At 35.6% G+C, this 25,927-nt stretch carries 22 protein-coding genes and 6 pseudogenes; 14 read left to right on the top strand and 14 right to left on the bottom strand.

Features of this window, described 5'->3' with window-relative positions:
* Nucleotides 1-224 precede the first annotated feature (224 nt).
* Complete coding sequence (locus ABH960_RS15705) at nucleotides 225-590, top strand: cupin domain-containing protein (RefSeq protein ID WP_050001571.1); 366 nt, start codon at nucleotides 225-227, stop codon at nucleotides 588-590.
* A gap of 383 nt (nucleotides 591-973) precedes the next feature.
* Here the strand turns inward: ABH960_RS15705 and ABH960_RS15700 are convergent, their stop codons facing one another.
* A complete protein-coding gene (locus tag ABH960_RS15700; RefSeq protein WP_404446426.1) occupies nucleotides 974-1,243 on the bottom strand; it encodes a hypothetical protein in 270 nt (89 codons plus the stop codon).
* 498 nt (nucleotides 1,244-1,741) lie between these two features.
* A complete protein-coding gene (locus ABH960_RS15695) occupies nucleotides 1,742-2,257 on the bottom strand; it encodes a TetR/AcrR family transcriptional regulator (RefSeq protein WP_048516921.1) in 516 nt (171 codons plus the stop codon).
* Nucleotides 2,258-2,650: 393 nt separating this feature from the next.
* On the opposite strand from ABH960_RS15695, the gene ABH960_RS15690 reads away from it, so the two are divergent.
* Together ABH960_RS15690 and ABH960_RS15685 are read left to right on the top strand one after the other, a co-directional pair.
* On the top strand, nucleotides 2,651-4,861 hold the full coding sequence (locus tag ABH960_RS15690; RefSeq protein ID WP_033734565.1) for an MMPL family transporter: 2,211 nt from the start codon (nucleotides 2,651-2,653) through the stop codon (nucleotides 4,859-4,861).
* 527 nt (nucleotides 4,862-5,388) lie between these two features.
* The gene (locus ABH960_RS15685) at nucleotides 5,389-6,240 is read left to right on the top strand and encodes a P-loop NTPase family protein (protein WP_003193607.1); all 852 of its coding nucleotides are present in this window, start codon (nucleotides 5,389-5,391) and stop codon (nucleotides 6,238-6,240) included.
* A gap of 243 nt (nucleotides 6,241-6,483) precedes the next feature.
* Here ABH960_RS15685 and ABH960_RS15680 read toward each other — a convergent pair.
* Nucleotides 6,484-7,699, bottom strand: a pseudogene (locus tag ABH960_RS15680) (phospholipase D-like domain-containing protein).
* A 210-nt stretch (nucleotides 7,700-7,909) separates the two neighbouring features.
* On the opposite strand from ABH960_RS15680, the gene ABH960_RS15675 reads away from it, so the two are divergent.
* The 4 genes and pseudogenes from ABH960_RS15675 (at nucleotide 7,910) to ABH960_RS15660 (ending at nucleotide 9,405) form a co-directional block, all read left to right on the top strand.
* Nucleotides 7,910-8,110 carry a DUF1657 domain-containing protein gene (locus ABH960_RS15675; protein ID WP_000218933.1) on the top strand — a complete coding sequence of 67 codons (201 nt, stop codon included), beginning with the start codon at nucleotides 7,910-7,912 and terminating at the stop codon, nucleotides 8,108-8,110.
* A 114-nt stretch (nucleotides 8,111-8,224) separates the two neighbouring features.
* Nucleotides 8,225-8,458: pseudogene (locus ABH960_RS15670) on the top strand (DDE-type integrase/transposase/recombinase); the annotation flags it as partial.
* A gap of 92 nt (nucleotides 8,459-8,550) precedes the next feature.
* Nucleotides 8,551-8,760, top strand: a complete 210-nt coding sequence (locus ABH960_RS15665) for a glycine zipper domain-containing protein (RefSeq protein WP_404446421.1) — start codon at nucleotides 8,551-8,553, stop codon at nucleotides 8,758-8,760.
* A gap of 420 nt (nucleotides 8,761-9,180) precedes the next feature.
* Nucleotides 9,181-9,405, top strand: a complete 225-nt coding sequence (locus tag ABH960_RS15660) for a hypothetical protein (RefSeq protein ID WP_404446418.1) — start codon at nucleotides 9,181-9,183, stop codon at nucleotides 9,403-9,405.
* A gap of 205 nt (nucleotides 9,406-9,610) precedes the next feature.
* On the opposite strand, the gene ABH960_RS15655 is transcribed toward ABH960_RS15660, so the two are convergent.
* The 4 genes from ABH960_RS15655 to gad form a co-directional block, all read right to left on the bottom strand.
* A complete protein-coding gene (locus ABH960_RS15655; protein WP_404446415.1) occupies nucleotides 9,611-10,519 on the bottom strand; it encodes an alpha/beta fold hydrolase in 909 nt (302 codons plus the stop codon).
* Between the two features lie 254 nt (nucleotides 10,520-10,773).
* Nucleotides 10,774-11,433 carry a hypothetical protein gene (locus ABH960_RS15650; RefSeq protein WP_003187716.1) on the bottom strand — a complete coding sequence of 220 codons (660 nt, stop codon included), beginning with the start codon at nucleotides 11,431-11,433 and terminating at the stop codon, nucleotides 10,774-10,776.
* Between the two features lie 54 nt (nucleotides 11,434-11,487).
* Nucleotides 11,488-12,159, bottom strand: a complete 672-nt coding sequence (locus tag ABH960_RS15645) for a ribonuclease (protein ID WP_404446412.1) — start codon at nucleotides 12,157-12,159, stop codon at nucleotides 11,488-11,490.
* A gap of 258 nt (nucleotides 12,160-12,417) precedes the next feature.
* Nucleotides 12,418-13,887, bottom strand: a complete 1,470-nt coding sequence (gene gad, locus ABH960_RS15640; RefSeq protein ID WP_404446409.1) for a glutamate decarboxylase — start codon at nucleotides 13,885-13,887, stop codon at nucleotides 12,418-12,420.
* A 105-nt stretch (nucleotides 13,888-13,992) separates the two neighbouring features.
* On the opposite strand from gad, the pseudogene ABH960_RS15635 reads away from it, so the two are divergent.
* Nucleotides 13,993-14,307, top strand: a pseudogene (locus ABH960_RS15635) (Tn3 family transposase); the annotation flags it as partial.
* A gap of 113 nt (nucleotides 14,308-14,420) precedes the next feature.
* Here the strand turns inward: ABH960_RS15635 and ABH960_RS15630 are convergent.
* From ABH960_RS15630 to ABH960_RS15620, 3 genes are all read right to left on the bottom strand, one after another.
* Nucleotides 14,421-15,032, bottom strand: a complete 612-nt coding sequence (locus tag ABH960_RS15630; protein ID WP_002186530.1) for a DUF2812 domain-containing protein — start codon at nucleotides 15,030-15,032, stop codon at nucleotides 14,421-14,423.
* Nucleotides 15,033-15,048: 16 nt separating this feature from the next.
* Nucleotides 15,049-15,363: a PadR family transcriptional regulator gene (locus tag ABH960_RS15625; RefSeq protein WP_001078071.1), complete on the bottom strand. Its 315-nt coding sequence runs from the start codon at nucleotides 15,361-15,363 to the stop codon at nucleotides 15,049-15,051.
* A gap of 153 nt (nucleotides 15,364-15,516) precedes the next feature.
* Nucleotides 15,517-17,253, bottom strand: a complete 1,737-nt coding sequence (locus tag ABH960_RS15620) for an S-layer homology domain-containing protein (protein WP_404446405.1) — start codon at nucleotides 17,251-17,253, stop codon at nucleotides 15,517-15,519.
* Between the two features lie 637 nt (nucleotides 17,254-17,890).
* Here ABH960_RS15620 and ABH960_RS15615 point away from each other — a divergent pair.
* Both ABH960_RS15615 and ABH960_RS15610 read left to right on the top strand, forming a co-directional pair.
* A pseudogene (locus ABH960_RS15615) lies at nucleotides 17,891-18,094 on the top strand (hypothetical protein); the annotation flags it as partial.
* Nucleotides 18,095-18,182: 88 nt separating this feature from the next.
* Complete coding sequence (locus ABH960_RS15610) at nucleotides 18,183-19,019, top strand: VanW family protein (RefSeq protein ID WP_404446402.1); 837 nt, start codon at nucleotides 18,183-18,185, stop codon at nucleotides 19,017-19,019.
* A gap of 628 nt (nucleotides 19,020-19,647) precedes the next feature.
* On the opposite strand, the gene ABH960_RS15605 is transcribed toward ABH960_RS15610, so the two are convergent.
* The 3 genes from ABH960_RS15605 to ABH960_RS15595 form a co-directional block, all read right to left on the bottom strand.
* Complete coding sequence (locus ABH960_RS15605) at nucleotides 19,648-22,032, bottom strand: immune inhibitor A domain-containing protein (protein WP_242311204.1); 2,385 nt, start codon at nucleotides 22,030-22,032, stop codon at nucleotides 19,648-19,650.
* A 418-nt stretch (nucleotides 22,033-22,450) separates the two neighbouring features.
* On the bottom strand, nucleotides 22,451-22,585 hold the full coding sequence (locus tag ABH960_RS15600; RefSeq protein WP_257475379.1) for a hypothetical protein: 135 nt from the start codon (nucleotides 22,583-22,585) through the stop codon (nucleotides 22,451-22,453).
* Complete coding sequence (locus ABH960_RS15595) at nucleotides 22,582-23,694, bottom strand: response regulator aspartate phosphatase (RefSeq protein ID WP_404446398.1); 1,113 nt, start codon at nucleotides 23,692-23,694, stop codon at nucleotides 22,582-22,584. Before ABH960_RS15595 ends, ABH960_RS15600 begins: the two co-directional genes overlap by 4 nt.
* Before the next feature lie 221 nt (nucleotides 23,695-23,915).
* Between ABH960_RS15595 and ABH960_RS15590 the strand changes: the two genes are divergently transcribed.
* Together ABH960_RS15590 and ABH960_RS15585 are read left to right on the top strand one after the other, a co-directional pair.
* Nucleotides 23,916-24,251: an AbrB/MazE/SpoVT family DNA-binding domain-containing protein gene (locus tag ABH960_RS15590; protein WP_061674074.1), complete on the top strand. Its 336-nt coding sequence runs from the start codon at nucleotides 23,916-23,918 to the stop codon at nucleotides 24,249-24,251.
* Nucleotides 24,251-24,634, top strand: coding sequence for a type II toxin-antitoxin system PemK/MazF family toxin (locus tag ABH960_RS15585; protein ID WP_404446394.1), 384 nt, complete (start codon nucleotides 24,251-24,253; stop codon nucleotides 24,632-24,634). The genes ABH960_RS15590 and ABH960_RS15585 overlap by 1 nt, the downstream gene beginning before the upstream one ends.
* A gap of 118 nt (nucleotides 24,635-24,752) precedes the next feature.
* On the opposite strand, the pseudogene ABH960_RS15580 reads toward ABH960_RS15585, so the two are convergent.
* A pseudogene (locus ABH960_RS15580) lies at nucleotides 24,753-25,010 on the bottom strand (DUF3967 domain-containing protein); the annotation flags it as partial.
* Here ABH960_RS15580 and ABH960_RS15575 point away from each other — a divergent pair.
* Nucleotides 25,002-25,202, top strand: a pseudogene (locus ABH960_RS15575) (IS4 family transposase); the annotation flags it as partial. The pseudogenes ABH960_RS15580 and ABH960_RS15575 sit on opposite strands and share 9 nt — an antisense overlap.
* Before the next feature lie 247 nt (nucleotides 25,203-25,449).
* Nucleotides 25,450-25,926, top strand: a complete 477-nt coding sequence (locus tag ABH960_RS15570; protein WP_404446391.1) for a YhfM domain-containing protein — start codon at nucleotides 25,450-25,452, stop codon at nucleotides 25,924-25,926.
* The last annotated feature ends 1 nt before the right edge of the window (nucleotide 25,927 follow it).

Below are 25,927 nucleotides of genomic sequence, written 5' to 3'. Positions count from 1 at the left end.
AATGCCCAAAATCCCTGTTTTTGATCGAAATCAGGGATTTTGTCTATGTTTGTTGATTATAGTTTATTTCCAAAGCACTACACTACATTTAAAAATCTAAGTTTTATTCAACAATCGGGCCATTTTGTGGAAGATCAGCAGAAACTTTTGAGATCTTAATCAAAATAGTAATTAATCTATCGAAGTTGTAAAATAAGGGTAAGAATAGTTCTGGGGGGATTTATATCAATTATAATGCTATTAATCTAAGCGAGAAACTGTCCAAATTCAGTGAACACTGGTCGCCCAAAGTCATTGGTGAAATGAATGACTATCAGTTTAAGTTAGTTAAGATTCTGGGGGATTTTGTATGGCACGATCATAAAGACACCGATGAGGTATTCATCGTGATAGACGGCGAGATGTCCATCACATTCCGCGATGGACAGGTTAAACTTTCCAAAGGAGAAATGTATGTGATACCAAAAGGTGTGGAGCATAAGCCTTATGCTGAAAAGGAATGCCATATAATGCTGGTAGAGCCTAAAGGTGTAGTCAACACTGGTGAAACTAATTCCAAACTAACTGCTGAAAATAATATATGGATTTAAATCAATAATTCAGTTACTTTCTTTGGATCAACATATAAAAGGAAGTTACATATTTTCCACAATCGGGCGCTATTGTTGAATAAAAATTAGATTTTTAAACGACTTTATTATTATATTTTTTAGTGTAGTGAAATACCTTACTTTAAAAATTAAACAACTATATTTTTAACCCCGTCCTAAATTTAGAACGGGGTTATGCTTGGTTGAGCTTTTAAAATTAAATAACTTTATTATCATTTTACAGGTACCACTAGCATTTTGAAAAAAACACGCTAAGCAAAAAACAATAAGCCGCCCATATGGATAGCTTATTTACATAATTCTCGTTAACGGAAATTAACTTATCGTTTATTTAAGATTAGTAATAATTCATAATATCTCTTTTACTTTTCCCAATAAACTTCTCCACTTTGAATTTTTTTTAAAACTTCTTTCCAACCTTCTTCTGTAAATTTATCCTTATCTGACTTTTTTACAGAAATTAGTTCTGAATACCCTACCTCTTCTGTCTTATTTTCTTTTGTTGAGATAGATTCTGCAACTTCAATCTTTTCAGGAACAATAGGGGTACTTTTTTGAGTTAATACAGTACTATATATTCCTACAATACCAAGCATCAAAGCAAAAGATAATATCACAGTGGTTTTATTCATCGAATTTATTACCTCCTTTTTATATTTTTATTGTATATCATATTCATGCTAGGTTAACATAACGTTTCATTATCAGTAGCAAGAATAAGGAGGAGCCCTAATCTCATAAGTAAATCTCCCTTTTTTGTTCTATGGATCTATGCATTTTTTTATACATTCCTATCCTGGCATGGTTTTTAGGTTACTGGATTAGCAGAAAAACTGTATAAAATCTTGCGTACTCTTAGCCTGGTTTTTTTCCGAAATGCTGGCGGTACCCCCTGCCCATCAAGCTAAAAAGAACGAGTTACCCCAAAACAATAAAAAGCGGGCGAAATGTACACGTTTTTCGTTCTGAGGGTATTATGAGATCTTAAGTTGATGGATGTGTGGCGAGACTATATGAAAGAAAGTTTTGCTCTTTTAACCAAAAACGGTCGTTTATGGTTAGATGAAATACTTACAGCTTTTTATGTGGTGCCCATTTTTTAAGATGTAATAAAAGGTAGAATAGTTGTATCAGGAATTTGCCAAATTCCTTGTATCTGTTGTCCCATATGGAAGAATCTCGTATATTTTTGCAGCAAGTGCCTGAGGAGATTCCCTTGACCCTCTTTTAATCCAATCGGTAACAATATTGAAGATACCGCCTGCTAAAAACAGGATTTGCATTCTGCTCATGTCATGATCGTGTGTAATATCCGCTTGAAAGACCTTTTCCATTGTGTAATTCAAGTAATCAAGCATCATATTAGATATATTTGAATCAATTAACTTTCCTGACGGCTTCTGTGCAGAGACAAATCCCTCTATGATATATTCAATAATTAGCTGCATACTTTCATACGGATCCAAACTATCAACCTCTTTCAAGAATTGTTGAACAATTTCATCCACAGATGCTTGTACGACGTCGTAAACGTTGCGGTAGTATTTGTAGAATGTGACTCTGGCAACTCCAGCCTTTTTACAAATAGCTGTTACGGTTATATCTTGCAATTTATGTTCATGCAACAGTGCGCTCAATGCCTCCATAATGTATGTTTGAGAGTGTATACTGTCTTCTCTTGACTTCCTCAAAGCTAACACATCCCTTCATTCTGTTCGTTTTAAGTGTAAATCATCACATATTGCTTGAAAGATGAAAATTCACTGTTGTACTTACACTTGTAAGTACAATTGTTAGTGCGGTGATAATTTCATTGTATAAAAGGACATTATCGCTGTCAATGTGTACCATTTTCTTCGTTTCTTACTGGCAATTTGTCGCCATTTTGCAAGCTATAAATAGGGAGGGATATTCAGATACAATCTATAATAATTATTTTAAAATCTTATTATACGAATAATATGCGGTTTAGGCATTTGTACGTTTCTAGATTACAACGTAAGAAGAATAATTTTTGACAAGAATAGGGTGAGATTTAATTGGCAAAACATCTGTATAAGTTAGGATATTGGGCAGTAAATCATAGGAAGAAGGTTGTATTCAGCGCACTCGCAATTCTTATTGCATTAGTGCTTTTTGCAGTCAACATGGGTTCCTCTTTCAAGGACGAGCTGAGTATTCCGAATACACCAGCAGATAAAGCAGGAAAAATAATTGAAAAAGAGTTTAAAGCGATGCAACCAGCAGGTGCCCAAGTAAAAGTGGCATTTAAAGCACCAAAAAACGAAACCTTGGAGTCAGCGGAAGTACAACAGAAAATTGCAGGAGTTCTTGAAGAGATAAAAAAAGACTCAGCTGTTGATTCTGTGGCAGCACCGATGCAACTGCAGAACCTCAGTGAAGATAAGACAATTGGATATGCAGTTGTTACGTACAAAGTAAAAGCAGAAAAGGTTACAGAAGCTTCTAAAGATAAGCTTTTAGATAGTATTGAAACAACAAGGGATGCCGGCATTCAAACGGAGTTATCAGGAGGCGATGTTACGTTTTCTGACTCAGAGACTTCAGGTATGACTGAAATTGTCGGAGTTCTTGTTGCCTTCGTAGTCCTGGCATTTACCTTTGTGTCTTTTCTAGTAGCTGGACTGCCGATTCTCACTGCGATAATCGGATTAGCAATTGGAATGCTAGGAATCATGATTGGAACCAATTATGTGGAAATCCAATCAGTTTCCTTATCATTAGCTGCCATGCTGGGACTCGCAGTAGGCATAGACTATGCACTTTTCATTATCAATCGTTTTAGACAGCAGCTTGCACAAGGAGATTCTGTTCCAGAATCTGTTGCCATCGCAACGGGAACAGCGGGAAGTGCCGTAATCTTCGCAGGATTAACTGTTATTATAGGTCTTTTGGGATTGTCTGTTACAAAGATTCCATTCCTGACAGCGATGGGCGTATCCGCTGCCTTTACTGTGCTTGCAGCTGTGTTGGTTTCCGTCATCATATTACCAGCCATTTTGGGACTTGTCGGCCATAAGATTGCCCCATCTAAACAAAATCGATTCTTGCAAAAGATGACTGGGGCAGGTAAGAAACATGCTGGTTCAAATAAATGGGGAGAATTTGTCATAAGACGTCCTCTGATTGTTACGATTTTCGCAATCGGACTACTTGCAGTGATTTCAATTCCGTTTTTCCATATGAACCTTGGTCTGCCTTCTGATGGAACAACAAAGTCCACAGAAACGACAGAAAGAAGAGCATATGATTTATTGACGGAAGCGTATGGGGAAGGATTTCATGCTTCTTTAATGGTAGTAGCAAAATCAGAAGAAGCAACAGCTGAAACGCAAAATGCTATGAACACCATCGCAAAAGAATTGGGTAACCTACCTGACGTGAAAAGTGTGACACCAGCTATCCCTGGGCCTTCTGGAAAGATTTATATGATTTCTATTACACCAAAAACTGGACCTGACGATACAAAGACAAAGGATTTGGTAAAAGCAATCAGGGACAAATCGAACCAAACCGAGAAAAAAAATGAAATTGAATTAATGGTAACGGGCACAGCAGCGATGAATATTGATATCGTGCAAAAGCTGAGTGATGCCTTGCCAGTTTTTGCTGCCCTTATTGTGGGACTTGCGTATGTACTCTTAGTTCTAGTGTTTAGATCTCTGCTCATTCCATTAAAAGCAGTATTAGGGTTTCTACTTTCTCTTGGCGCTACGTTGGGAGCCGTGGTATTTTTCGTGCAGGATGGACATTTCCAAAATATATTTGGGTTCCCGGCTGCCGGTCCGATCTTAGCCTTCTTGCCTGTCATTCTGATTGGCATCTTGTTCGGACTCGCCATGGACTATGAGGTGTTCCTAGTGAGTAAGATGCGGGAAGTATATACGCATACAGGTGATCCAAAGAGAGCTATTCTAGAAGGAATGCGGGAGAGCGGGAGAGTCGTAGTCGCAGCGGGATTAATTATGATGTCTGTATTTATTGGATTCATGCTGGCACCTGATACCATCATTAAATCCATAGGTATGGCTCTTACATTCGGTGTTTTCTTTGACGCATTCATCGTGAGAATGACAATCGTACCTGCAGTCATGATTCTCATGGGTAAGTCAGCCTGGTACTTGCCAAAATGGCTGGATAAAATTTTACCTAACATTGATGTTGAAGGAGAAAGCATTATACATCGCGTAGAAAACAAAAGTGAAAAAATATATAAACAGAACAGTTAAAGTTAATTCATAGTTGTATTCATTTAAAAAACCGCCTCTCTATAAAATAGAAGCGGTTTTTTAGAGAAAGTATAGATCCTCCTTCGCTAATTATGTAAATATATATAAGGAACTAAGTTTTTGCACTATCCATAAAGCAAAAAAGACGTTATCCTTTCTGTATAATTATAGGAAAGGATGGCGTTTCTTTATGAATCTTTCGATTCTTGACGAACTTCAACCGATCGCTGAAGAATTACAACGACATATGTCTCCTCATGTTTTAGAGCACCTAGCCAAAGAAAAAGTGGATTTCTTTTGAGAGTAGGGATTCGCTTTTTTCTTGCTACTGATAATAAATAATTATGTAATTAGCAATGTATATTTTATACATTGCTCCTTGTTCAACGAAAGGGCAGTTTAGTGATAGAAGGGAAATTATGAAAATAGTGGAATTACTCTAATATTGGATATTAGGGGTGAGTTCAGTGGACAATTTATTTTTAATTTAAAACTTTTTATTTTGTCTTAGAAAGGTGTGGATTTTTTTGAATACAAAATTAATCATAGTAGAAGGGCTTCCTGGCTTTGGGAAATCCACCACTGCAAACTTGCTTTACGATATTCTAATTGAAAAAAATATTGACGTTGAGTTATTTCTTGAAGGGAATCCAGACCACCCTGCTGATTATGATGGGGTATCTTGTTTTGATAAAAGTGAATTCGAAAGTTTGTTAGTGAATAGTGGTAATTTTAGGGAAGTAATTAGTGATAGAGTCACGAAGCGAGGAAACAATTATTTATTGCCATATAAAAAAATTAAAAATGAATACGGCTCTAATTTTCCTGAAAGTTTATTAAATACCATTTTCAAAAATGATATATATGAATTACCGCTAGAGAGGAATATTGAATTAATAACTGAAAAATGGAGGGATTTTGTTGAAATAGCCAACAACGAAAATAAAACTTATATTTTTGAATGTTGCTTCATACAAAATCCATTAACAATCGGAATGGTTAAATATGGTGAAAAAAAAGAGAAAGTTATAAGTTATATTAATGCATTAGCGAAAATCATAGAGAAATTAAATCCAGTATTGTTTTATATAGAACAAGATGATTTGGAATTCTCATTCAGAAAGGTATTTAATGAAAGAGCAAAAGAATGGTCTGCTGGATTTATTGAGTATTATACAAATCAAGGGTATGCGAAAATGAAAGGCTATCACGGTTTAGACGGAACAATTAAAGTTTTAGAAGCAAGAAGAGATATTGAAAGAGAAATATTTGATATGTTAAATATAAAAAAGACAAAAATTGATAATTCACAGTATGAGGCTATCAAATATAAGTCAATGATAATTGAAAAATTTAAATTACTTGAATTTCTAGATTAATGTAGTGCTTTAATTGAGCAAGAAACTAAAAGCTTTTAACTTCCGTTTTCGGTAATTATGTAAATGAGCTGTCCATATGGACAGCTTATTGTATTTTTGCTTAGCGTGTTTTTTTTGATGCATGTTGATCGTTTTTATCGTTTTGGAGTAACTCGTCCTTGTTAGCTTGATGGATATGGGGTATTTGCATTTCTTATCTTGATGGCAATGTGAAACTATCCCTAATATAAAAATACTTTGTCTTTACAAATAATACTCAAACATTTTTGCAACCTTTTCTTTCATTTTTTCTTTTATAGATAATTGATTGACGTCAGAGGATGTTACTTGCTTTGAATTTTGTAAGTCTGCATTAATCACTGGTTTTATTCTCGAAATATAGATAGGGTCATGAATATAACAGTTCATTTCTTCATTTAAATGAAACGAGCGTGAATCAAAATTCACGGTCCCAACCATCAATACTTTTTCATCAATCAAAAATACTTTACCGTGTAACACCCCATTTTTATAACCATATACTTCCATCCCCTGTTTTAATGCTTTTCGGATATATGGATATGCTGCTTCTTTAACTAATAGTGCATCCGAATGAGGTGAGAATAGAATTTTGACACGGACTCCCCTCTTTCTTGCATCTACTAATGCGTTCCAAATAGTTCTGTCTTTTGGTATAAAATAAGGTGTTAATATAATGATGGATTCTTTTGCTTGTTGAAACAGCATTGCATAATCTTGCCCAAGTTTTTCTCCACTATAATATGCAGTAAATCGTTGCGAGGTTGCTCCCTGTTCCTTTACCGCATTGTGTATCGGAATCGGTTTCTCTGAGTTTTTATTCCAGTCTAATACAAATTGGTGTTCTAAATCTTGAACTCCTTCTCCTCGTATTTGAAGATGATAATCTCTCCAATAACCAAGTTTTTCTTTTTCCCCCAAATACTTCTTTCCGATGTTGAATCCGCCAATGTAACCCACCTTTCCATCAATAACTGAAATACGACGATGATCCAAAGAAGAAAAAAGATAAGGGAAAACAGGTTTATTGTAATATGTAAAATGAACTCCTTTTTTAACTAATAATTCTCTTTCCTTTTTCTTTAGTAAAATTCCACCTAACCTGTCCACTGCATAGTATACTTCTACACCTTCCTGACTTTTTTTCCGCAATAGCTCTAGAAACTGATGACTTACTTTATCATCAGCAATAGAAAAAAAGTTAATATGCACGTAATGCTTTGCTTTCTCTATATCTGAGAATAATTGATTGTTTAACTGTTTCCCATCTGTATACATAGTAATATCACTTTGACGCATAGGGTAGACTAGAATTCTGGCTAAATACCCCATTTTTTTCGGCTATTGTTCTGTCAATTTCCCCCCAAACAAACAGAACTAAACATCCACCGATAAATAAAAAGAGGAATGCTCGGAAAATTCTTCCTATCTTTTTCAGCATATTTAATCTCCTTTATATATTATCGTTTTATTTCTGTTAGTTTTTGTTATTGGGACAAAACTATTCCATGCATCTATTAGCTAAAAAACTCTCCTTTGAATGATTAACTATAAAATTTCTCATTCGCATATCCCTAAAATTGGAAATCGTACTTTGATAACAAAATAGGCATTCTATATTTTGAAGTACATTTACAAGGAGGAATACTACATGACAGTAAGTACTAAACTTAAACAAACTATCGCTGGATTAAAGAGTGCTCAAGCATGCCTAGAAGGATTTGTTCTTGATACTGATAACAAGCAAGCAAAACAATTATATAAAGGTGCAGCACAACAAACTCAAGAAATTATTGAATCTTTAAATCCTCGTCTTCAACAAATTGAACATGAAGAGCCTCAGTACAAGTAATAACATAATACCTTTCACATAGAATATCGTCCCCATGGAAGAGTGCCCAGCTTAAATAACGATTATCATAATGCTGATTACGATTAAAGGGTATCGCCATATGCCCATCAACTTAAGAAGCGGAATACACAATCTGCGTATGCTTTTATGAAACGACTCGTTCAAACTTTTGGAGAACCAACGGTTCTGACAACAGATAAGGCCCTTTCTTTACTTTGTTCACTCAAAAAATTAAAGGTGAATGACTTTTATAAAAGTACTACTCATTCTACAATCAAACATTTCAATAATTACATAGAACAAGATCATCGCTATGTAAAGCGCCGGTTTGCTAAATCCTCAGGATTCTAACACTTCGCATAAATCTGTCCTTATAGGTCAAAATATGTAAGGTATTGTGCTGGAATGCACTTGCCTATTCTAAATAAGGAGTGAGATGAGTGGCTGATAAAAACGAACGTAACCGTGTTGATAATGATACTGGCAAAGCGGTAGGAACTGGTGTCGGTGCTGTCGCTGGAGCTGCTTTGGGTTCTGTTCTTGGTCCACTTGGTACCGTTGCAGGAGCTGTTGCAGGAGGAGCGATGGGTAACAAAGTCGGCGAAGGTGCCGATGAGGCTAATGACAGTGTTGCGAACCGAGAAGATTAGACTTTAACCAAAGTGACACTGAATGAATTGGATTCCCAAAAAGGGAGTCCTTTTTTTTATTAAGTTAATTCAGCTTTTTTAGGTAAATTCCCAGTAAGATTGTGAACCAATTCACTTAAAGTAACGTGTGCGTTAGTTCAACAAGCTATAAGCAGCAATCATAATCATTTTCTTGGTCTTCCGCAATCGGGCGCTATTGCTGAATAAACCTTAGATTATCAATCGACTTTATTGTTATATTTTTGAGTACAGTGAAGTATCTTATATCGGAAATTAAACAACTATATTTTAACCCCGTCCTAAATTTAGAACGGGGTTATGCTTGTTTTAGCTTTTTAAATTTAATAGCACCACCTAAATGGAAGTTTTACCTCGAAACGAAGAGGTAACTCCAATTCTAAAAGAAGGGACTGAAGTGTTTTGGAGTTTGTAGAGTTGATAGATGCTTTAAAATATGTTTCACCAAGTCGTGATAAACCTTTTAAAGCTTATAAGCATATTACTGAAAATTGGGATGATAACTGGGATAATGTAAATTCACAGTGGAAAAATATAATTGGAGGATTATCAATTTCTAGTGTCCAAGGTGAAGCATTCAAGGAAGTTACTAGTACCATAGAAGGTTTCTTTAAGGAACAGGAATGACTTAATAGTCATTCCTGTTTGTTTTTTTGCGGTATCAAGTTAAGAAGCACATTCTTCCCCAAAAATCATAAAAACGAACTTCGGTGCTATAAAAAAATTCCATTTAGGGGGTACTTTAATATCCTAAAACAAAAAATGAGCTAAATCCTCCTAAATAGCTATATAGAGATAAAGTTGTTATTACAACATATTTTCCACTTTCAACTTAGTTATCATTAGAATGTTTTTCTATAAAATCAAGGATTCTGGCATTAACTTCGTTAGAGAACTCACCATTGATTGCGTGAGATGCATTTTTCCAGTTAACTATATCTATATCTTTAACGTATTTTTTCCCAGTTTCAACTGCTTTTACAGAATTGTGCATTGTACTTTTTTCAGCCATTAATGCAAGCACTGGAACATTGATATTTTTCAAGTCTTCTTTACTAAATAGATCAGGTGCTGGTGTTTTAAGTTTATAGTTACGCATACCCGACTCGATTAACTTAGCGATAGGCTCATCGTCATTTGTTTCTGCTCCTCCAGATACATAGCTTAACATCTTTTGTCTTATAAACTTAGGTACAATAGGGACGGCAGCTGGAATAGATGCAAGAATCATCTTTATGGGCATTTGCGCAAATACAAAGACTGGGTCCAATAAACTAGCCGTAGCAATATGCTCTGAATTATATCTGGCCAAATTCATTGTTGTCCAACCTCCAATGGAGACACCCACGATATGCACTTTTTCTAAACTTAATTCTTCAATTACTTCATTTAACCATTCTGCTTGTTGTTTTTGGTTTTCAATCACCTTCGTTTGCACACTCATTCCAGGTTCACCGAGTAAATCTATCGTGTAAACAGGCCTTTTCTCCCTTAGCCCTTCTAAATTGGGTACCCACATTGGAGTAGATGCACCACGTCCAGGGAGTAAGAGTATTGGCTCCTTATGTTTGTTTTCCTCTTTAGTAAAGTAATAAGCACGAATTGTGCCATATTTAGTTTTTATATCTTTCGTATCGTTAGGTTTTGGAAGAAGTGCCATTGATTCATCGTAGGCACTTTGAAAGTCTTCCTTTCCTTTTTCAGATGTAAAGTGACCAATCCTATTTTCATCTCTCTTCACTTGAATTCCTCCTTTCTACAAATATATTGATGAACTTTATCAATATATTCATGACAATAATCCGTTGAAAATTTATCTTCTTTAAGCCAAAATTCTCATTTAGAAAAAAGAAAAGACACCCTAAGGTGCCTTTCTCCGACTTGAACCATCTTAATTTTAATAATATATATTGGACTCCCATCCAAATATTATTTTACCATGTTAAGTTGTTTTGTTCATTGAGAAATATGGTTCAAATCTATATTTTGTTTTAACTACCTTTTTAAAGAATCTTCTAGGAATCCTTCTAATTCCTTTTTGATTTCTTCAGGTTTCATCTGGTCAACTGGTTTATAATTACCATTAGCATCATAGTTAGCCGAATCCTTTTTAGGATCATATGTAGATGGTGCCTCTTGTCCTGCAGATGAAGAAGGAACTGAGTTGGAATTCGTAGTAGTATTAACAGGTTCTTCTTTTTTCTTTATTTGATTCATATCAGAATTATAATCTGATTTAGTGTATTTTTTATTATCATTAATTACTAATTCTTTATAAAAAACATCCATTGTGTATTTGTCATTGCCATCAGAAATATGGAGATTGTCATAAATGCAACGGTTGTCATTCCCACATTTAATTAGGCTTGAAGATCCATCTAGCTTATTAACAGCATCTTGCATCACTTCATATTTTTCCATTGTTTCTAAATCAGAGAATCGTTCATCTACATTTATATTAATGTTTACTGAAGTTCTATCTTCCTTTTTACCACCTTCTTTGTAACTAGCCTCTTCAATATACGGAAACAACTTGCTATCTTGTAATTTTTCCGTAGCATCTTCTTCTACAACTTTCATGTCTGCTGAACAACCAGTGAATATAAGACACGTAATAGCTATCAATAAACTCATAAATACTTTCTTCATATACATCACCCCTGATTTTATTTATGTCTGAGGACAAAATAAAATCACTCTTTCGAGTGCCTAATTACGACTAACTCCCAATTTCGATTCAACTTCAGTTAAACTAGCTACAGCATTGATTAGTTTTTGATCAGAAAGTTGGATTGATTTTTGAGCTTCATCCATTCTTTCTTTCATTGGAGCTACCCCTTTTATTCCTTGAGTCACAGCTCTTCCAGCATTACTTCTATAGTTCGTTGCTAGTCCAAAATCAACTCTGAATTTCTCAATCTTCTCTTTTAATACAGGATCGTTTAGCTTCGCACCGCTTTTAAACGCAGTATTTTTATTGGATAGTTCATCGTATCGATTTGTAACTGACTCCATTTTCTCTTTTAAAGTGTTCTTGTCAATAGATGCAGGATCTTTGCTTGCTTCGCCCCAAATAGGTCTCCAGTCCTGATTCCAAATTTCATCATATTCTTTTATGATGGCATCAATAGTAGGCTTGATTTCGTTTTCGTATGTAGCCTTATCAGCGTTTACAGCTGGCTTAGGTTCTTCCTTTTTCTTAGCTTCATCTTGTTGCTTCTTCTGTTCTTCTTTTATTGGAGCATCCTTTTTGCTTTCTTGTTTTGGATTAGTAGATGCTTTTTCTTTCGAATCATTACTACCATCAATAACTGCAGCAACAAAAATGATGACTACTATTGCTATTACCCCTAAACACCCAAACTTAAAAATTTTACCCATTATGTAGTTCCTCCAGTGGTTAAATGTAAGATTTACTGCACAAGCATAACAGAAACAGTTACAACTATTTTGTCATATTCTGTCGAAGAGCAATAAAAAAGACACCCTAAGGTGCCTTCCTCCGACTTGAACCATCTTAATTTTAATAATATGTATTGAGGTAGCGTCAGAAAAATGCTGATTTACAACGTTAAGGAAATTTCAATATTAAAAAGCCTAATTTCTCAATTAAATATGAAGAAATTAGGCTTTTTTCATTTAGTGATGAAACCCATTATCACATTTCGTATCATGTGGCATAGGCCCGTCCAGGGAATCCAGAAAGGCAACGGTCTGTTTGAGGTTCCTCAAAAATAAATGCGCGAGATCCATGGAAAATCCATTTCGAACCACAACGCGCATAATCGTCACCGCTTCCATATCTGGAGGCAATGGATAGGCGGGTACTTGCCAGCCGAACACACGCAATTGTCGAGATAAATCATAAAGATTCCAGTTTAATGTGTAACCATCTTTCAGTCGCCAAGCGAAAACCGGAATATCCGAACCATCGGACAAAAGTTCGAACGGTTCCATCTTCTGAATCGCCTTGCTAAGAAAAAGAGCGACTTTCTGAGAAGCCCTTTGGACATCATAGTACCCACTTTTCCACAAACGCAGGTAATTGTAATATTGCAGGAGCACTTGTGCGCCAGGACGAGAGAAATTCAGGGCAAAAGTCGGCATGTTCCCGCCCAAATAGGAGACGCGGAAGATTAGATCCTCAGGGAGATCTTCAGCTTCCCGCCAAATTATCCAACCCAACCCAGGGTAGACTAATCCATATTTATGTCCGGATACATTGATGGACTTCACCCTCGGTAATTGAAAATCCCAGACTAAATCTGGTTGAAGAAACGGTGCTATAAATCCCCCCGAAGCCGCATCCACATGCATGGGAATGTCGAGGCCCGTCCTCTCCTGTAAATCGTCCAACGCTTTCGCAATGGCGGCAACCGGTTCGTAAACCCCGGTATAAGTCTCACCTAGAATCGGTACCACACCAATCGTATTTTCATCCACGGCAGCGAGGACCCCCTGAGGATCCAATCGGGGATGCTCTGGGCTAACCTTCACATAGCGTGGTTCAACCTCCCAATAGTTCGCGAATTTTTCCCACACGACTTGAACAGCAGAACTAAACACAATATTGGGCCGATCCACCGGCTTCCCTTCGCTTTTGCGTGCATTTTGCCAGCGTCTCTTTAACGCAAGCCCCCCGAGCATACATGCTTCCGACGATCCAGTTGTTGAAACGCCCATAGTCGTAAGGGGAGTGGGCGAATGCCAGAGGTTTGCTAAAATGCGGACACACCGCTCCTCAATTTCGGCTGTCTGTGGATATTCATCCTTGTCAATCATGTTCTTGTCGAATGATTTGGCATATAAGTGCTCTGCGGCAGGCTCCATCCATGTGCTAACGAATGTTGCAAGATTCAAGCGGGCATTGCCATCAAGAGCAATTTCATCATGGACGATTTGATACGCTGTTTCTGGTAACATGCCTTCATCAGGCATGTGAAAGCGCGGAACGACTGATTCTCCTTCGCGGGCAAACAGAGGATTTACAGAAAATTCGTGAGGCAGCTCCATTTGCACGTGACGCGGTAGATATTGTAGATTATCTGGCATGATCTCTTTTCCTTCGTATGCATCGTTTTGAACTTCTGCTTTTCGATCCTGTGGCATACAAGTCCCCCTTAATTAATTGTTTAACAAACATATTATTTACAAAAAAGCATTTGTTACACCAAGGGGACAATTCTAATAAAAGGTGCTGCCACCATTCGAATTAAAGGAGAAGCCATGAATGGACTTGCAAGAGCTATTTTCTTCGGAAAACAAGGTGAGCTTAGGGAACAAACCATACAGCATCAATTGCAAAGGGCCAGTGCCTTAAACATAATTATCAATGCCATCAGTATCTGGAATACTTTACATCTAACAAAAGCAGTTAAATATCAAAAACGGATAGGTAGTTTTAATGAAGACTGATTGCATCATATGTCACCTTTAGGTTGGGAACATATCAATTTACTAGGAGAATACCATTTTAATTCAAAGAAAGTGGTCTCATTAGATTCTCTAAGACCATTGAAACTTTCTTAGCGTTGTAAATCCGCATTTTCCTGACTCTACCCCATGCCCATCAAGCTAACCAAGTACACCATTTACAAATTCAAAAGAATCCCCCTCAAAGCATCAGCTTTAAGGGGGTCCTCCTAGTATTTTCTCTCTTCATACAATCGATTTGCTTTATATGAGAAAAAGAAAAACATACCAATCGCAGCTGGGATAAACAACCATGAAATGCCCCTCATTAATGCAAATGGCGTTTCAAATAAGAATGATCCTAAAAATGCTGCGCCGTGCATATCCCATAATCCTGGTGTATAGTATAGGCCTTTCGGATTTAACATCACTCCTAAATCAATTGTATTATTAAACATAAATAGCATTAATAGAGGAAAATAACATATTGCTAATTCTAAAAATGTCTTAGATAAACGTTTATACTTCCCTGCTCGTGACATTTGATCTGAAAAAATGTCATCTTCACTTTCCTCATCTATCTTTTTAAAATATTGCGTGCCTGCCCACCATTTACCGGCTATATGCTTCCAGCCGCTATCTTCAAATAACGTACAATAATTAATAAAATCACTTCGTCTATAAAATATTCTATAATCTATTTTAATTGTCGCATCCTCTGGTTCTGCGATTTTAAATTTATAACCAAATGTATTACTTTTTAGTTGATAGCCTTTCCAAGCCATCTCTTCTAACCATTTTTCCTCTTTCTCAAAGTCTAAGAAGAATTTCAATCTCCACATCTTCGCTTCCTCCTAACTATACATTTAATAAGCTTTTTGTAACCCCAATAATGTGCTGCATCCTCATAAAGTCTAAATGTAATACTTCTTTCCCCCGCTCAGTAATGACATACACTTTTCTTCGTTTATCTTCACTTTTTACCGATTCTATTAATTGTTGCTTTAATAAATTTTCAACCGCACCATACAATGTACCCGCTGCGATTTTCACTTGATGATTACTAAGTTCCTCAACCTTTTGCATAATTAAATATCCGTGTGCTGGCTCTAATAAAGCTAAAAGAACGTAATACGTTGTTTCCGTTAATGGTAAATTTTTATCTCTATTCATAAAGACCTCCAATGTAACGATTAATATATAGCTAAACTATATAGTTGAACTGTATAGTTGAACTGTATAGTTTTATTTTATACAGTCTAACTGTATATGTCAAATTTAGGTACAAAAAAACAACCTAGATTTCATAGGATCTAGGTTGCTTTTTTACATAAACGTAATCGTCACTAAAGAATATCCTTCTTTCGCATTATACGGCTCAGCTTTATAAGAAACACGGTTCGCTCCTTGCGGATAACCGATTTCTCCAATTACTTTTTTCACATCTTGCAATGCGCCATCCATTGATTGTTTATAAAGAATTTCAATCTTTGCTGACTTTGTGCTATAACGTTGCTGCATTTTATTTTTGAATTCATTATAGTTATTTGCGATATATTCATTTCCTAAATAATTTAACTTTGTATCTTTCAATATTTGCTGATATGCAGGTGTTTTCGTACCACCTGTCGCAATTTTATTTGTTAATGTACTATAATAGTTTGTTGTAGCTTGCGGATAGTCCCCGCGGTTCCACTCATGATTTCTTGCAATTTGCTCATCTGATAAGTTGAAATAAGAATATGTTACGCGGCCTTGTTCATCTGGCACCGGATCATCGAATGTTGTATCAAGGTGATACCATTTGTTTTCGATTTTCACCAAGTTCCAAGCATGAGGCTGACCGTCTCCAGTTCCTACTACAAAATGATTCTCAATTCCAGCTTCTTTTAATAATTGATAGGTTAATAGTGTGTAACCTTGGCAAACGGCAGAACGATTCGCGAGTGCCTCATATGCTGTATACGCTTTATAAGACGTATCGTAAGAAACATGTTTTACAACATAATCATGAATTGCCTTCACTTTTTCATGATCATCCATTCCCGTTTGAATAATAGAAGAAACGATCGCTTTCGCTTGTTTCATCACATATTCTGTTTGTTCTTTCGTTTCGCGATATGTAATCTTTAACGTAAATGTATAATTTCCAGGGGATCCAGAAAGTCCATATGAAACATTCGACCTATTATAATTTGTATACTCATTTTTACTTGCGACTTCTTTATACGCGTTAAAAAGTGTATTCATCACTTCTTCTGTATTACTATTTTTCGTTTTATATGGAAGTGTAATATTCGTTTCGTACGTATTAATACGTGTTTGCACTTCACTTTTGAATGCTGCTAATAATGCCGCATCTCCTGTATCTTGCACCGCAACCTCAGGCTTTTTATATTTCAATGCATTATATAAAAACTGTGCATACTGTTCACGCGTTACCGTTTTAGCTGGTTCAAATTTCCCGTCTCCTGTACCAGATGCAATCCCGTTTGACTGCACGGCACTAATCGCATTTTCTGCCCAAAATCCATTTGGAACATCATTAAATGTATGTTTTTGTTTAGCTGAAACTTGGAATGCATTTTTAATAATTTGCGCCATTTCTGCGCGGCTAACAGAATCTTTCGGTCTAAAACCGCCATTTCCATCACCTTTAAAAATCCCCAATTTCGTTAACGTTAAAACCTCTTCCGGAAACATTGTAGAACCTGAGCGAATATCTCCATACGGATTATTTAAAGTAGACCCATCTTGTAATACATAACGAGCACCATCATTACTAAACGTACCGCCTTGCTTATTCGGTACTAACACACGATAAATTAAAGCTGCAACTTGCTCCCTCGTCGCAACATCACCAAAACCAAACTTTCCATTTCCATAGCCTGAAATAATATTTTTGCTCGCTAAGTCTTTAATCGCAGGATAGGACCAGTGCGATGTAGGTACATCGGAAAAAGCACCTGCTTCAGCAGCTTTCATCTCACCAACATTTGTATATAATAAAGCGCTACCAATAAGCGTTAATGACGTAATTGATTTTAATAGTTTTGTGTACATAATACCCTCTCCCATACGTCTTCTATTCTTGTTATTTTTTGTCGAAAAATCTAAAAAACTATGACAAGAAACATTATACAATTAAAACTTTTCGGAGGATATATTAAATTTTAAAATATGCAAAAACTCATATTACTATAGTGATTCGTACTAATATTATGTTGCAAATATATAAAGTGAAACTTTAATCAGTGGGGGTTTACGGGCAGCCCGACTCCCACCTAACTTCTTTGCTCCACCTGAATTTTGAGGTGGGAGTTTTACTGCCCGCAAATAGCGGGATAAATAAAAAGAAAAACACTAATGTAACATTGTAAATATACATATCGCTTTTTGAGCCTTTATTTCGCTAAAATGTAGCCTAAAAAACAATGCTATCTCCATTAAAATCACAATATAATCCTGAGAACATACCTTTTAACATGATTCATTGTAATTAACTTAACTTTTTATTTGCTAAGAAACTTTGCAACAGAACCTAGTAAAGTCTCAAAAAATAACTTATTATCAATCAATATTTAGTAAAAATATATTAATTCTTTAGAATTTATTTAATTTTCATTATTATTTATTTAAGGTTATCCTTTATATTTATAATGTGTTTATTTGAATTTATCATATTGAGGCAGAGTTTCACATGACTATAAGCAATTCGAAAAATGGAAAAAACAAGGTCCCCATTAGATTAATTATACTGTTTTTTTGCGTCTTTTATCTATTTATATTAATTACTATGCAGCTAAGAAAAGTACAATTCATTGATGGATATACATATAAGAATGTAGTTAAAAAACGAGAGAATGCGATAATTAATATTACAGTTCTGTGCGGGAAAACTTGGGTAAATTCAAAGGCATTAATACGGCAATTGATTGGGATCGTAATTACGAAAATGGTAACATATGAAAACGATGGAGAGAGGAAATAAAATGAATTTAGTGAACTTACGTCCTAAACAGCGGTCTAAGTATCGCATTCTACTAGGGACATGGTATTACTCTACAAAGAGGTACATTCAGTGGTTAGCAGATGGAAAAACATATGCAAAAACATTTCAACAAGAAAAGTTACCCTATACAGCGATTCAGCACCGAACGATACTACTTCGTAAGCTCAAAGATGTAGATATGTGGTATCAACAGAATAAAGTTGTTAATTTGAAGATTGCTATTAAACAACTAAATGGTATCGTCATTAGACCGGGAGAAACATTCTCTTACTGGCGTTTAATAGGTAAGCCTACGAGGAGAAAAGGGTATGTAGAGGGCATGATACTACACTATGGATCTTTTCAAGCAGGCATTGGAGGAGGGCTTTGTCAGCTTTCAAATTTAATATATTGGATGACCTTACATACACCATTGACAGTAACAGAGCGATATCGTCATAGTTTTGATGTCTTTCCTGATTCCAAGCGGACCCAACCATTTGGAAGTGGAGCGACTTGTTCTTATAATTATTTGGATTTACAAATCAAAAATGAAACGGACCAATCGTATCAACTTCACCTTTATATTACAGATAAGCATTTAGTCGGTGAGTGGAGAATTGCCCATCCGCAGCTTTATCAATATGAAGTATATGAAAAAGAACACTCAATCCAATCTGCATACTGGGGTGGTTATATACGACATAATGTTATTCAACGTAAAGTATATAATCAACAGAAACAGTTTATAGAAGACCAATATGTAACGGAGAATCACGCTATAATGATGTACGAACCATTATTAGCTTATAATAATGAGGAGGGTAAGTTAAGGTAACCTTGGTGTATCAAGTATTTTTGTCTAGTAACACACTACATGCCTCTCTTCATATAATTAATAGGCACAACCCTTTTTGCAACATAACTTTTTCTTGTTAAAAAACTTTGTAACAGAACCTCTTTTTAGGTTCTAGTGTGAAAATAAAAGGATGTGATAATTAATTTTTTCTGTACATCATAAAAAATCAATTATCACATTCTTCTTTAAATGGTCTTAAGGATAATAACAATACAATTATACTTATCATTTCTTACAATCAAGTCTGATAAGTATTTTGTAATTTAATAAAAATCTCGTATGAGAATGTATTTTTGCTCATGCATTTCAATTAATTTGAATCATGCTACATAAATCTATTTTGATTTCTCGACATATAAATCGCTGCTATGCAGAATATAACAGGACCACTACTGACTTTCTCCCTTTGTTTTACATCTCTCACGTGGAAGGAAAAGGAAATTATCTGACGATATTATTTCTCGTTTTTATTGAAAATGAATTTTATATCTTCCTTTCCAATGAACTGGTTCCTAAACTAAACTGCCACGTTTCTAGAATAAGAAAAGAGCTGTCCATAAGTAAGTTTCACCAACTTATGGACAGCTCCTCTTAGTTTCACCTTATTCTATCGATGAATCCAAACTGCACCTGCAGATTTGTCTTCAGCTTGACCTACTACTTCAAACTTCAATCCTAGTTTCGGCAACTTACGTCCTGCATCTGGAATTGCACTGTTGATGTACTGCTTAGAGTCATCAAATTTTGCAACGCCTGGTAATCCTTTATAGTCAAAGATACCGCGAGTTGGCGAATCTACTCTCCATGCTGGCGTTTGATCAAATGAGAATGCCGCATCGGCAATTTGATAACGCGTACTGCTCTTCACAGTCGGTTGTCCGTTTAATGTACCTACGATTGCCTCTGGATGAGAATCTACTACTCCTAAGAATCCTTCACCTGGATGAACACCTACCCAGTTATCTGTAAAGCTTTGATCCGCATACCATACAACCATTCCTGTATTAAAGACTGGACCACGCGCATGTTGTAACGCCGTGTCAGAACCAGCGTAATTTCTCCACTCTACATAGTAGTTATTTTTTTTCTGTTCCAATCCGTTAGATACAGTAAATCCTTTTAATGTCATTGCTGGTTGACCTTCTGCATCATCTGAGAAAACAACTTTTCCATCTACAGTTAATGCAGCATTATCTAACGCAAATCCTTTATAAGCTACTGCAATATCTGTTAAATACTCAAATTGCAGTTTTACTTTTTTCCCTTTAAATTGGCTTAAATCGTATGATTTATCAACCCACTTACCATTAGTTGTATCCACGCCGTCTTTTACATCTTTTTCGCCCATTCTATCAATACGTACCTTCGTTCCATCTTCTGCAATCGCATATACGTCAAGGAAATCATACTTCGCTTCAAGTTCGTAGAATGCCTTATAATCGAACTTAGCATCCTTTGCATTTGTTAAGTCAAATACTGGTGTCTCAAGTGTTGTATGAATGTCATTTCCTTTTGTGCTGTAATAAAACTTCTTACCAAATGCCGCTTCGATATTTTTAATATCTTTGTCTGGCAAGTTAACACGAACGATTCCTGGTCGTTTTGATTTTGTAACACTTTGATCTAAATATGTTGCAACACCGACTCCCGTGCGAAGTTTATCATAATCTACCTCAACGATATTCGCCCAGTTGCCATTCATATTCTTTTGGAAAAACTCTTTATTTTGTGGTGAAAAACTTGTTGGCTCTGTTCCTGCAATTTTTCCAGCCCAGCTACCACCACTCATAATAGACCATGACTCAATAGGTTCACCTTGTCCTGAGTACTTCGTATCGTACTCATCTGGTAAGCCTAAATCATGACCATACTCATGCGCAAACACACCAACCGCTCCATCTTCAGGCTCGATTGTATAATCGTATGCAGCCATCTTTCCGCCCCAATTCGAAACAGAAGATTTTGTGCCATCAATCGCATATGGTTTTGATCCAAGTTTTGAACGATGAGACCAAATTGCATCATCTTTCAATTTACCGCCGCCAGCTTCTTGACCCACGCCAGCATGTACAACCATTAAATGATCAATAATGCCATCTGGCTCGTTTTTATTTCCATCACCATTTTGATCGTATTGATCATATTGGTCATAATCAGCTAAGTTAATTCCTTTTGCTACCGCTGCTTTTAATGCTTCTTTCACAAGATCGCGCGGCCCTAAAGGACCTTTGTTATCATGACCAGTGCCCGCATCCGCACCATAATCTGAAGCTTTCCCTGGAACAGTAAGCCATTCCGTTACAGTTCCATCAACTGTGTAGCTGCCGCCAGATTGTTCTTCATAATATTGTTTAAATGTATTAATCTTCGATCCATCAAATAACGTAAATGGTTCATCACCAAATAACATTTTTTGATAATGTTCACGATTAAAGTCCTTAGAATACATGTATCCTGGCTCTTGATCAATATTGTTATGCTTAAAATCGCTAAATTCTACAAGTAAAACAAGTACTTTATCTTTTCGAACAGCACCGTTGTACTCTTCTTGCTTCGCTGGTGCAGTAGGGACTTTTCCATTTAATTTACTAGAATTCAATCCCGCACCTGGTCCAGCTACTGGCCCTACTGTTGGCTGCTGCGCCTGTTCATTTTCCTTCATTTTTGCATCTTTTACTTTTTTCATAAAATCAGAAGCTTCTTGCGTAAGACTATCTCCTGTCAAGATTTCTTTACCAGGGTTTTCCCCTTTCTTTTTCTCAACATATTTTTCGACAGCCTTTGACGTCTCAGCTTGTGATGCAGATTGATCAATTACGCCCCGTTGTTTTAGCGCTTCTGCCAAACGCTCCTCCGGTATTAAATGCTCATCTATTGGTAGAGATGATGGCGAATCAGCATACGCCGCATGACTTCCAAAAGCAAAACTACTACTTAGTACTGCCGCTGTTGCTAAAACTGATAATGGTTTTAACTTCTTATTCTTTTTCAATGCATTTCCTCCCCAGTGTCTGCGAATTATCGTTTTTTTTGCCGATAGCAACATAATATTCTCTTTATAGAGAATATTCAATGTTTTTCAACAATTAAATATTGAGAAATATTTTTTGTGCAGGGTGAAATGCGTAGGATAAGAAAATACAAAACTTCTACTAGTTTATGTTTTGCACATAACCATAAAGTGGGGTCACTCGTTCTTTTGTTTTGATGGCGATAGAATAGTGCTAGGAAAGGCAAGGAAATAACAAACAGCCCAAGTTCCTCATTGGAACTCGGGCTGTTTGTTATTTGAATGAATACTTTCCATAATGAACGATTACATTTCAAGCCAATTTACAGAGTTCCTTTCCTAATTCCTTTATATTAAAAGAGCGCCACCCTAATTCGGATAGCGCTCTTTATATTTGGCATCAACCACCATAATCTCCTACTGACATACTTTGAATCACATTTTTATGCTGTTTCACATCTTTCTGTCCTACTAATCCTAATGAAAACGAAAAGATTGTAACGATCCCCATCACACTGATCAATACTTTTTTCATTTTAATGCCCCCTTGTCTTGTGCTTTCTTTCTAAATTTTGTACCCAAGTAAAAATACTTACTAGATTCCATGTGCTTTTCTTCCTCTAAAAATCTCACCCCAAGTGCCTCATAGTATTCTTGGACATTTTCATATAATTCTTCCCTCTCAAAATAGCGAATTCCTTCTAACACTATTTTTTCAAATTCCGTTGCGGAGTAATTATTATTTAATCCTTTTAGAATTATAAAGCGGTGATAAAATTCCTCTTGCTTGATTTCCTCTACAACTTTTAAACCATTTTCAATAAGTTCATTCGCTAGTTCTACCTCTTCTAATTTATAATGTTCTAATGCTTTTGCAAAAATCGCCTTATAATGATTTGGATTCTTTTCTACTACTTCAGAAAGATAGCGAATCGCTAAAGGCGATAGGTTTTGATTTGAATACATCCAACCTAAGTTATGGCGCACCATCAATATAAACTTTTCTTCTCCAACCCTTTTGAATTGGTCCAATGCTGCTGTGAAATATTCTTCAGCTAATCCCCATTCCCTCAAATGAATACAAGCTAATCCCAAAATATTCTCACAGAACGCCACGTTAATTTCGTAGCCACTTTCTTCAGAATACATTTCTTTCGCTTTTTTTCCATATTCAAAAGCCTTTAATCCTTGCTGTATATCATAGTGGAATGTAGCCATTTTAAAATAAAATTCAACCTGTTCTAACGGATCGGAAATATATCTCAAATACTCTTCAGCTTGATCATAATACTCTTTTGCTAAATGCAAATTACCAAGTTCATTTGCGTGAATCCCCTTAAAGAAGTAATAATAATACGTTAAAGGATTATCCGTAGGCTTCCCAAATGCATCTATTTCATTAAAACTATCTTCAGAAACCCCTAAATTATTAATTAAATAATTGTATCTAAACTCTAGTAAGGAATGATATAGAAATAGACTTTGATCCTGCGCCTCTACTTCTGCCTCCTTCTTTAGTTGAGATATTTTAAAGTCAATTTCCTTTTTCAAGCGTTCCGCTTCTGGAATACGTCTTGATCTGATTTCTATGTACCATTCATTTAGCAATTCTAATACTTTCTCTTTCGTATTAGCGACAACCATATGACCCCTCCTATTCACAATCAAAATACTCACTACCTTAATAATAACAGAAAATTCTAATTTGTTTTTCCTCATAATCCGTTATTAAAACTTTCTCAACATTTATCACACAATTATAAGACCACATTGATTTTCTCTTCATGATTTTCAAAAATCATGTATCATTCTTTCGTTTTTTGTATATACATAAGTATACACATTTTTAGCAGGAGGTGATACAATTGAACCATAGTAATACAAATAATAGCAAAGGGATGATTCATGTGACAGTAGTTGCTGAAGCTATCGCAAAAGGAACTATCCGAACTTGGGGGAATAGCCTCGCTGTTCGAATCCCATCTGAAGTCGTTAAAATGGCTAAGTTTAAGGATGGAGTTAAAATTGATTTCCACGTTTCAGATAACGGAGAAATCGTTTTACGCCCTGCATCATATCCTGAAGCCGATGATCAAGAAGGTCTAAGAAAATTGTTCCTATCCTTGCGTGGATCTTCTAAGCCAGGTGTACGTAGTCATGAAGAAGAACTTTATGAACCAATAGGAGATGAAGAAATTTAATGGCTATTTCAGGAAATGTAGTTCGCGGGAGTATCGTTTGGCTTAATCTGTATCCGAAAGCCGGAAATGAACAAGCGGGATATCGCCCTGCAATCGTTATATCAGACGGGCTTATCGATGATAAAATCTCTAGTTTAGGTATTATCGTTCCCACAACTTCAAAAGTAAGAGGCTACGCTTTCGAAGTTCCCGTTCCTTCAGGTATACCAATGAACGGCGCTTTAGTAGGAACGCCATATACGAATCTCTCAGGTGTAGCATTAACAGATCATGTGAAGTCATTAGATTTAGCTGCAAGAAACGCAACTGTTGTTGGTCATATTGACCCAAACTCTGATTTCTATAAAAAAGTCGTAACATATGTAAGAGCAATGCTAGCATAGCAACAAAAAGGCATTTTGATAAATATATCAAAATGCTTTTTTATCAAAATCGCTATTTGTGGCTAGTAACCACCCCTAAACCCACCTGCACAACCAAATCCGTTTATACTTTTATAAACTACCCCCAAAATTTCCACCAGGCTCTCTTCTTTGTTGTGGCTATTTCTTCTCGTACTGAAGTAAGTTCTTTTTTTACTTCCTGAATTCCCCTGATCATATTCATAAGATTTTCATCCCGCTTTTCCAATCTTTTTTCTATTTTATTTTCATGTTCCACCAATCTATTTTCCATTTCCACCAGGCCTGCTTGCTGCACCTTATTAATCTCTTCTACCATAGCGCTATATTGTTGTTGCATGAATTGTTGTATAGGATAAAGAATTATTATCTATTGTTTTACCAAGGATTATAAAAGGGCACCCACGAATTATCAAAGATTTTCCTACGTCTGTTCAACCTTTTAGAGAAAAATGGACGGAAATCTCACCGTTACGAAAAGAAAACAGTCTTTGATATCCTAGGCGTTATGTATGATTGTACGTTGTTAAAGAGTTTCAAAGTTGCATAATATTTTTCAAAAAAACTATTTGATAGGTTTATTTGTTATGCTCATCTTTAGTGTAGTCATAAAAATTCCAAAAAACACACTCATATATACCCTCTTGGTACCCTTAGTTTGATGGGCATGGGGTCCCACCAACCGAATGACATATTTCTCAACTTATAGATTTTTATTTAAGTACTTATTTTTCTTCACTTTGGGATATTCTTAAAATAAAAAGTAAAATAAATTTTCAGATTAAGGTGATACCATGGTGAAATTCCGGATTACTTTACTACTTACTTTTCTGTTTTTTAATAATTTAGTAGGGTGTACTATTCAATCTAACACTTTAAAAAACACAGAAAGCCAAGAAATAAAAAAAGACACACTGGAATCTTCTATACAATTTAAAAACAAGGTAATAAAAGAAATTGAAATTACATCAAATAAAGATCAGACATCAATAAGCATTAATGACAAGAAAAAAATAAAGGTATTTGTGGATGGACTTAATCAAGCCAAAGAAAAAACTTTATCAGTAGATAAAGAAGCATTATCTTTTGTAGAAAATAAGATAAATTTAAAATACCAAGATGGCTCAAATCAAGAATATCTAATTTGGGTGACTGATAATGAAAATGTTGTTACTTTAGGAGAGCAGATGAAATCAGAACAATTACAAGTTCCAGGATATAAATTAACTGATCATGATTCAAAGAAGTTTATAAACCTCCTTAAAAATAAGTAAA

Source organism: Bacillus sp. RC252 (genome assembly GCF_044909215.1).
In the GTDB taxonomy this organism is placed as follows: domain Bacteria; phylum Bacillota; class Bacilli; order Bacillales; family Bacillaceae_G; genus Bacillus_A; species Bacillus_A mycoides.
The sequence above is the reverse complement of the archived record's forward strand: the minus strand, read 5'-3'. Positions and strand labels throughout refer to the sequence as shown.

What these genes read in the sequence shown, in the direction of transcription:
- ABH960_RS15700 (WP_404446426.1), bottom strand. Translation starts at nt 1,243, where the DNA reads ATGAATAAAACCACTGTGATATTATCTTTTGCTTTGATGCTTGGTATT.
- ABH960_RS15695 (WP_048516921.1), bottom strand. Translation starts at nt 2,257, where the DNA reads ATGGAGGCATTGAGCGCACTGTTGCATGAACATAAATTGCAAGATATA.
- ABH960_RS15675 (WP_000218933.1), top strand. Translation starts at nt 7,910, where the DNA reads ATGACAGTAAGTACTAAACTTAAACAAACTATCGCTGGATTAAAGAGT.
- ABH960_RS15650 (WP_003187716.1), bottom strand. Translation starts at nt 11,433, where the DNA reads ATGTATATGAAGAAAGTATTTATGAGTTTATTGATAGCTATTACGTGT.
- ABH960_RS15645 (WP_404446412.1), bottom strand. Translation starts at nt 12,159, where the DNA reads ATGGGTAAAATTTTTAAGTTTGGGTGTTTAGGGGTAATAGCAATAGTA.
- gad (WP_404446409.1), bottom strand. Translation starts at nt 13,887, where the DNA reads ATGCCACAGGATCGAAAAGCAGAAGTTCAAAACGATGCATACGAAGGA.
- ABH960_RS15630 (WP_002186530.1), bottom strand. Translation starts at nt 15,032, where the DNA reads ATGTGGAGATTGAAATTCTTCTTAGACTTTGAGAAAGAGGAAAAATGG.
- ABH960_RS15625 (WP_001078071.1), bottom strand. Translation starts at nt 15,363, where the DNA reads ATGAATAGAGATAAAAATTTACCATTAACGGAAACAACGTATTACGTT.
- ABH960_RS15620 (WP_404446405.1), bottom strand. Translation starts at nt 17,253, where the DNA reads ATGTACACAAAACTATTAAAATCAATTACGTCATTAACGCTTATTGGT.
- ABH960_RS15610 (WP_404446402.1), top strand. Translation starts at nt 18,183, where the DNA reads ATGAATTTAGTGAACTTACGTCCTAAACAGCGGTCTAAGTATCGCATT.
- ABH960_RS15600 (WP_257475379.1), bottom strand. Translation starts at nt 22,585, where the DNA reads ATGAAAAAAGTATTGATCAGTGTGATGGGGATCGTTACAATCTTTTCG.
- ABH960_RS15595 (WP_404446398.1), bottom strand. Translation starts at nt 23,694, where the DNA reads ATGGTTGTCGCTAATACGAAAGAGAAAGTATTAGAATTGCTAAATGAA.
- ABH960_RS15585 (WP_404446394.1), top strand. Translation starts at nt 24,251, where the DNA reads ATGGCTATTTCAGGAAATGTAGTTCGCGGGAGTATCGTTTGGCTTAAT.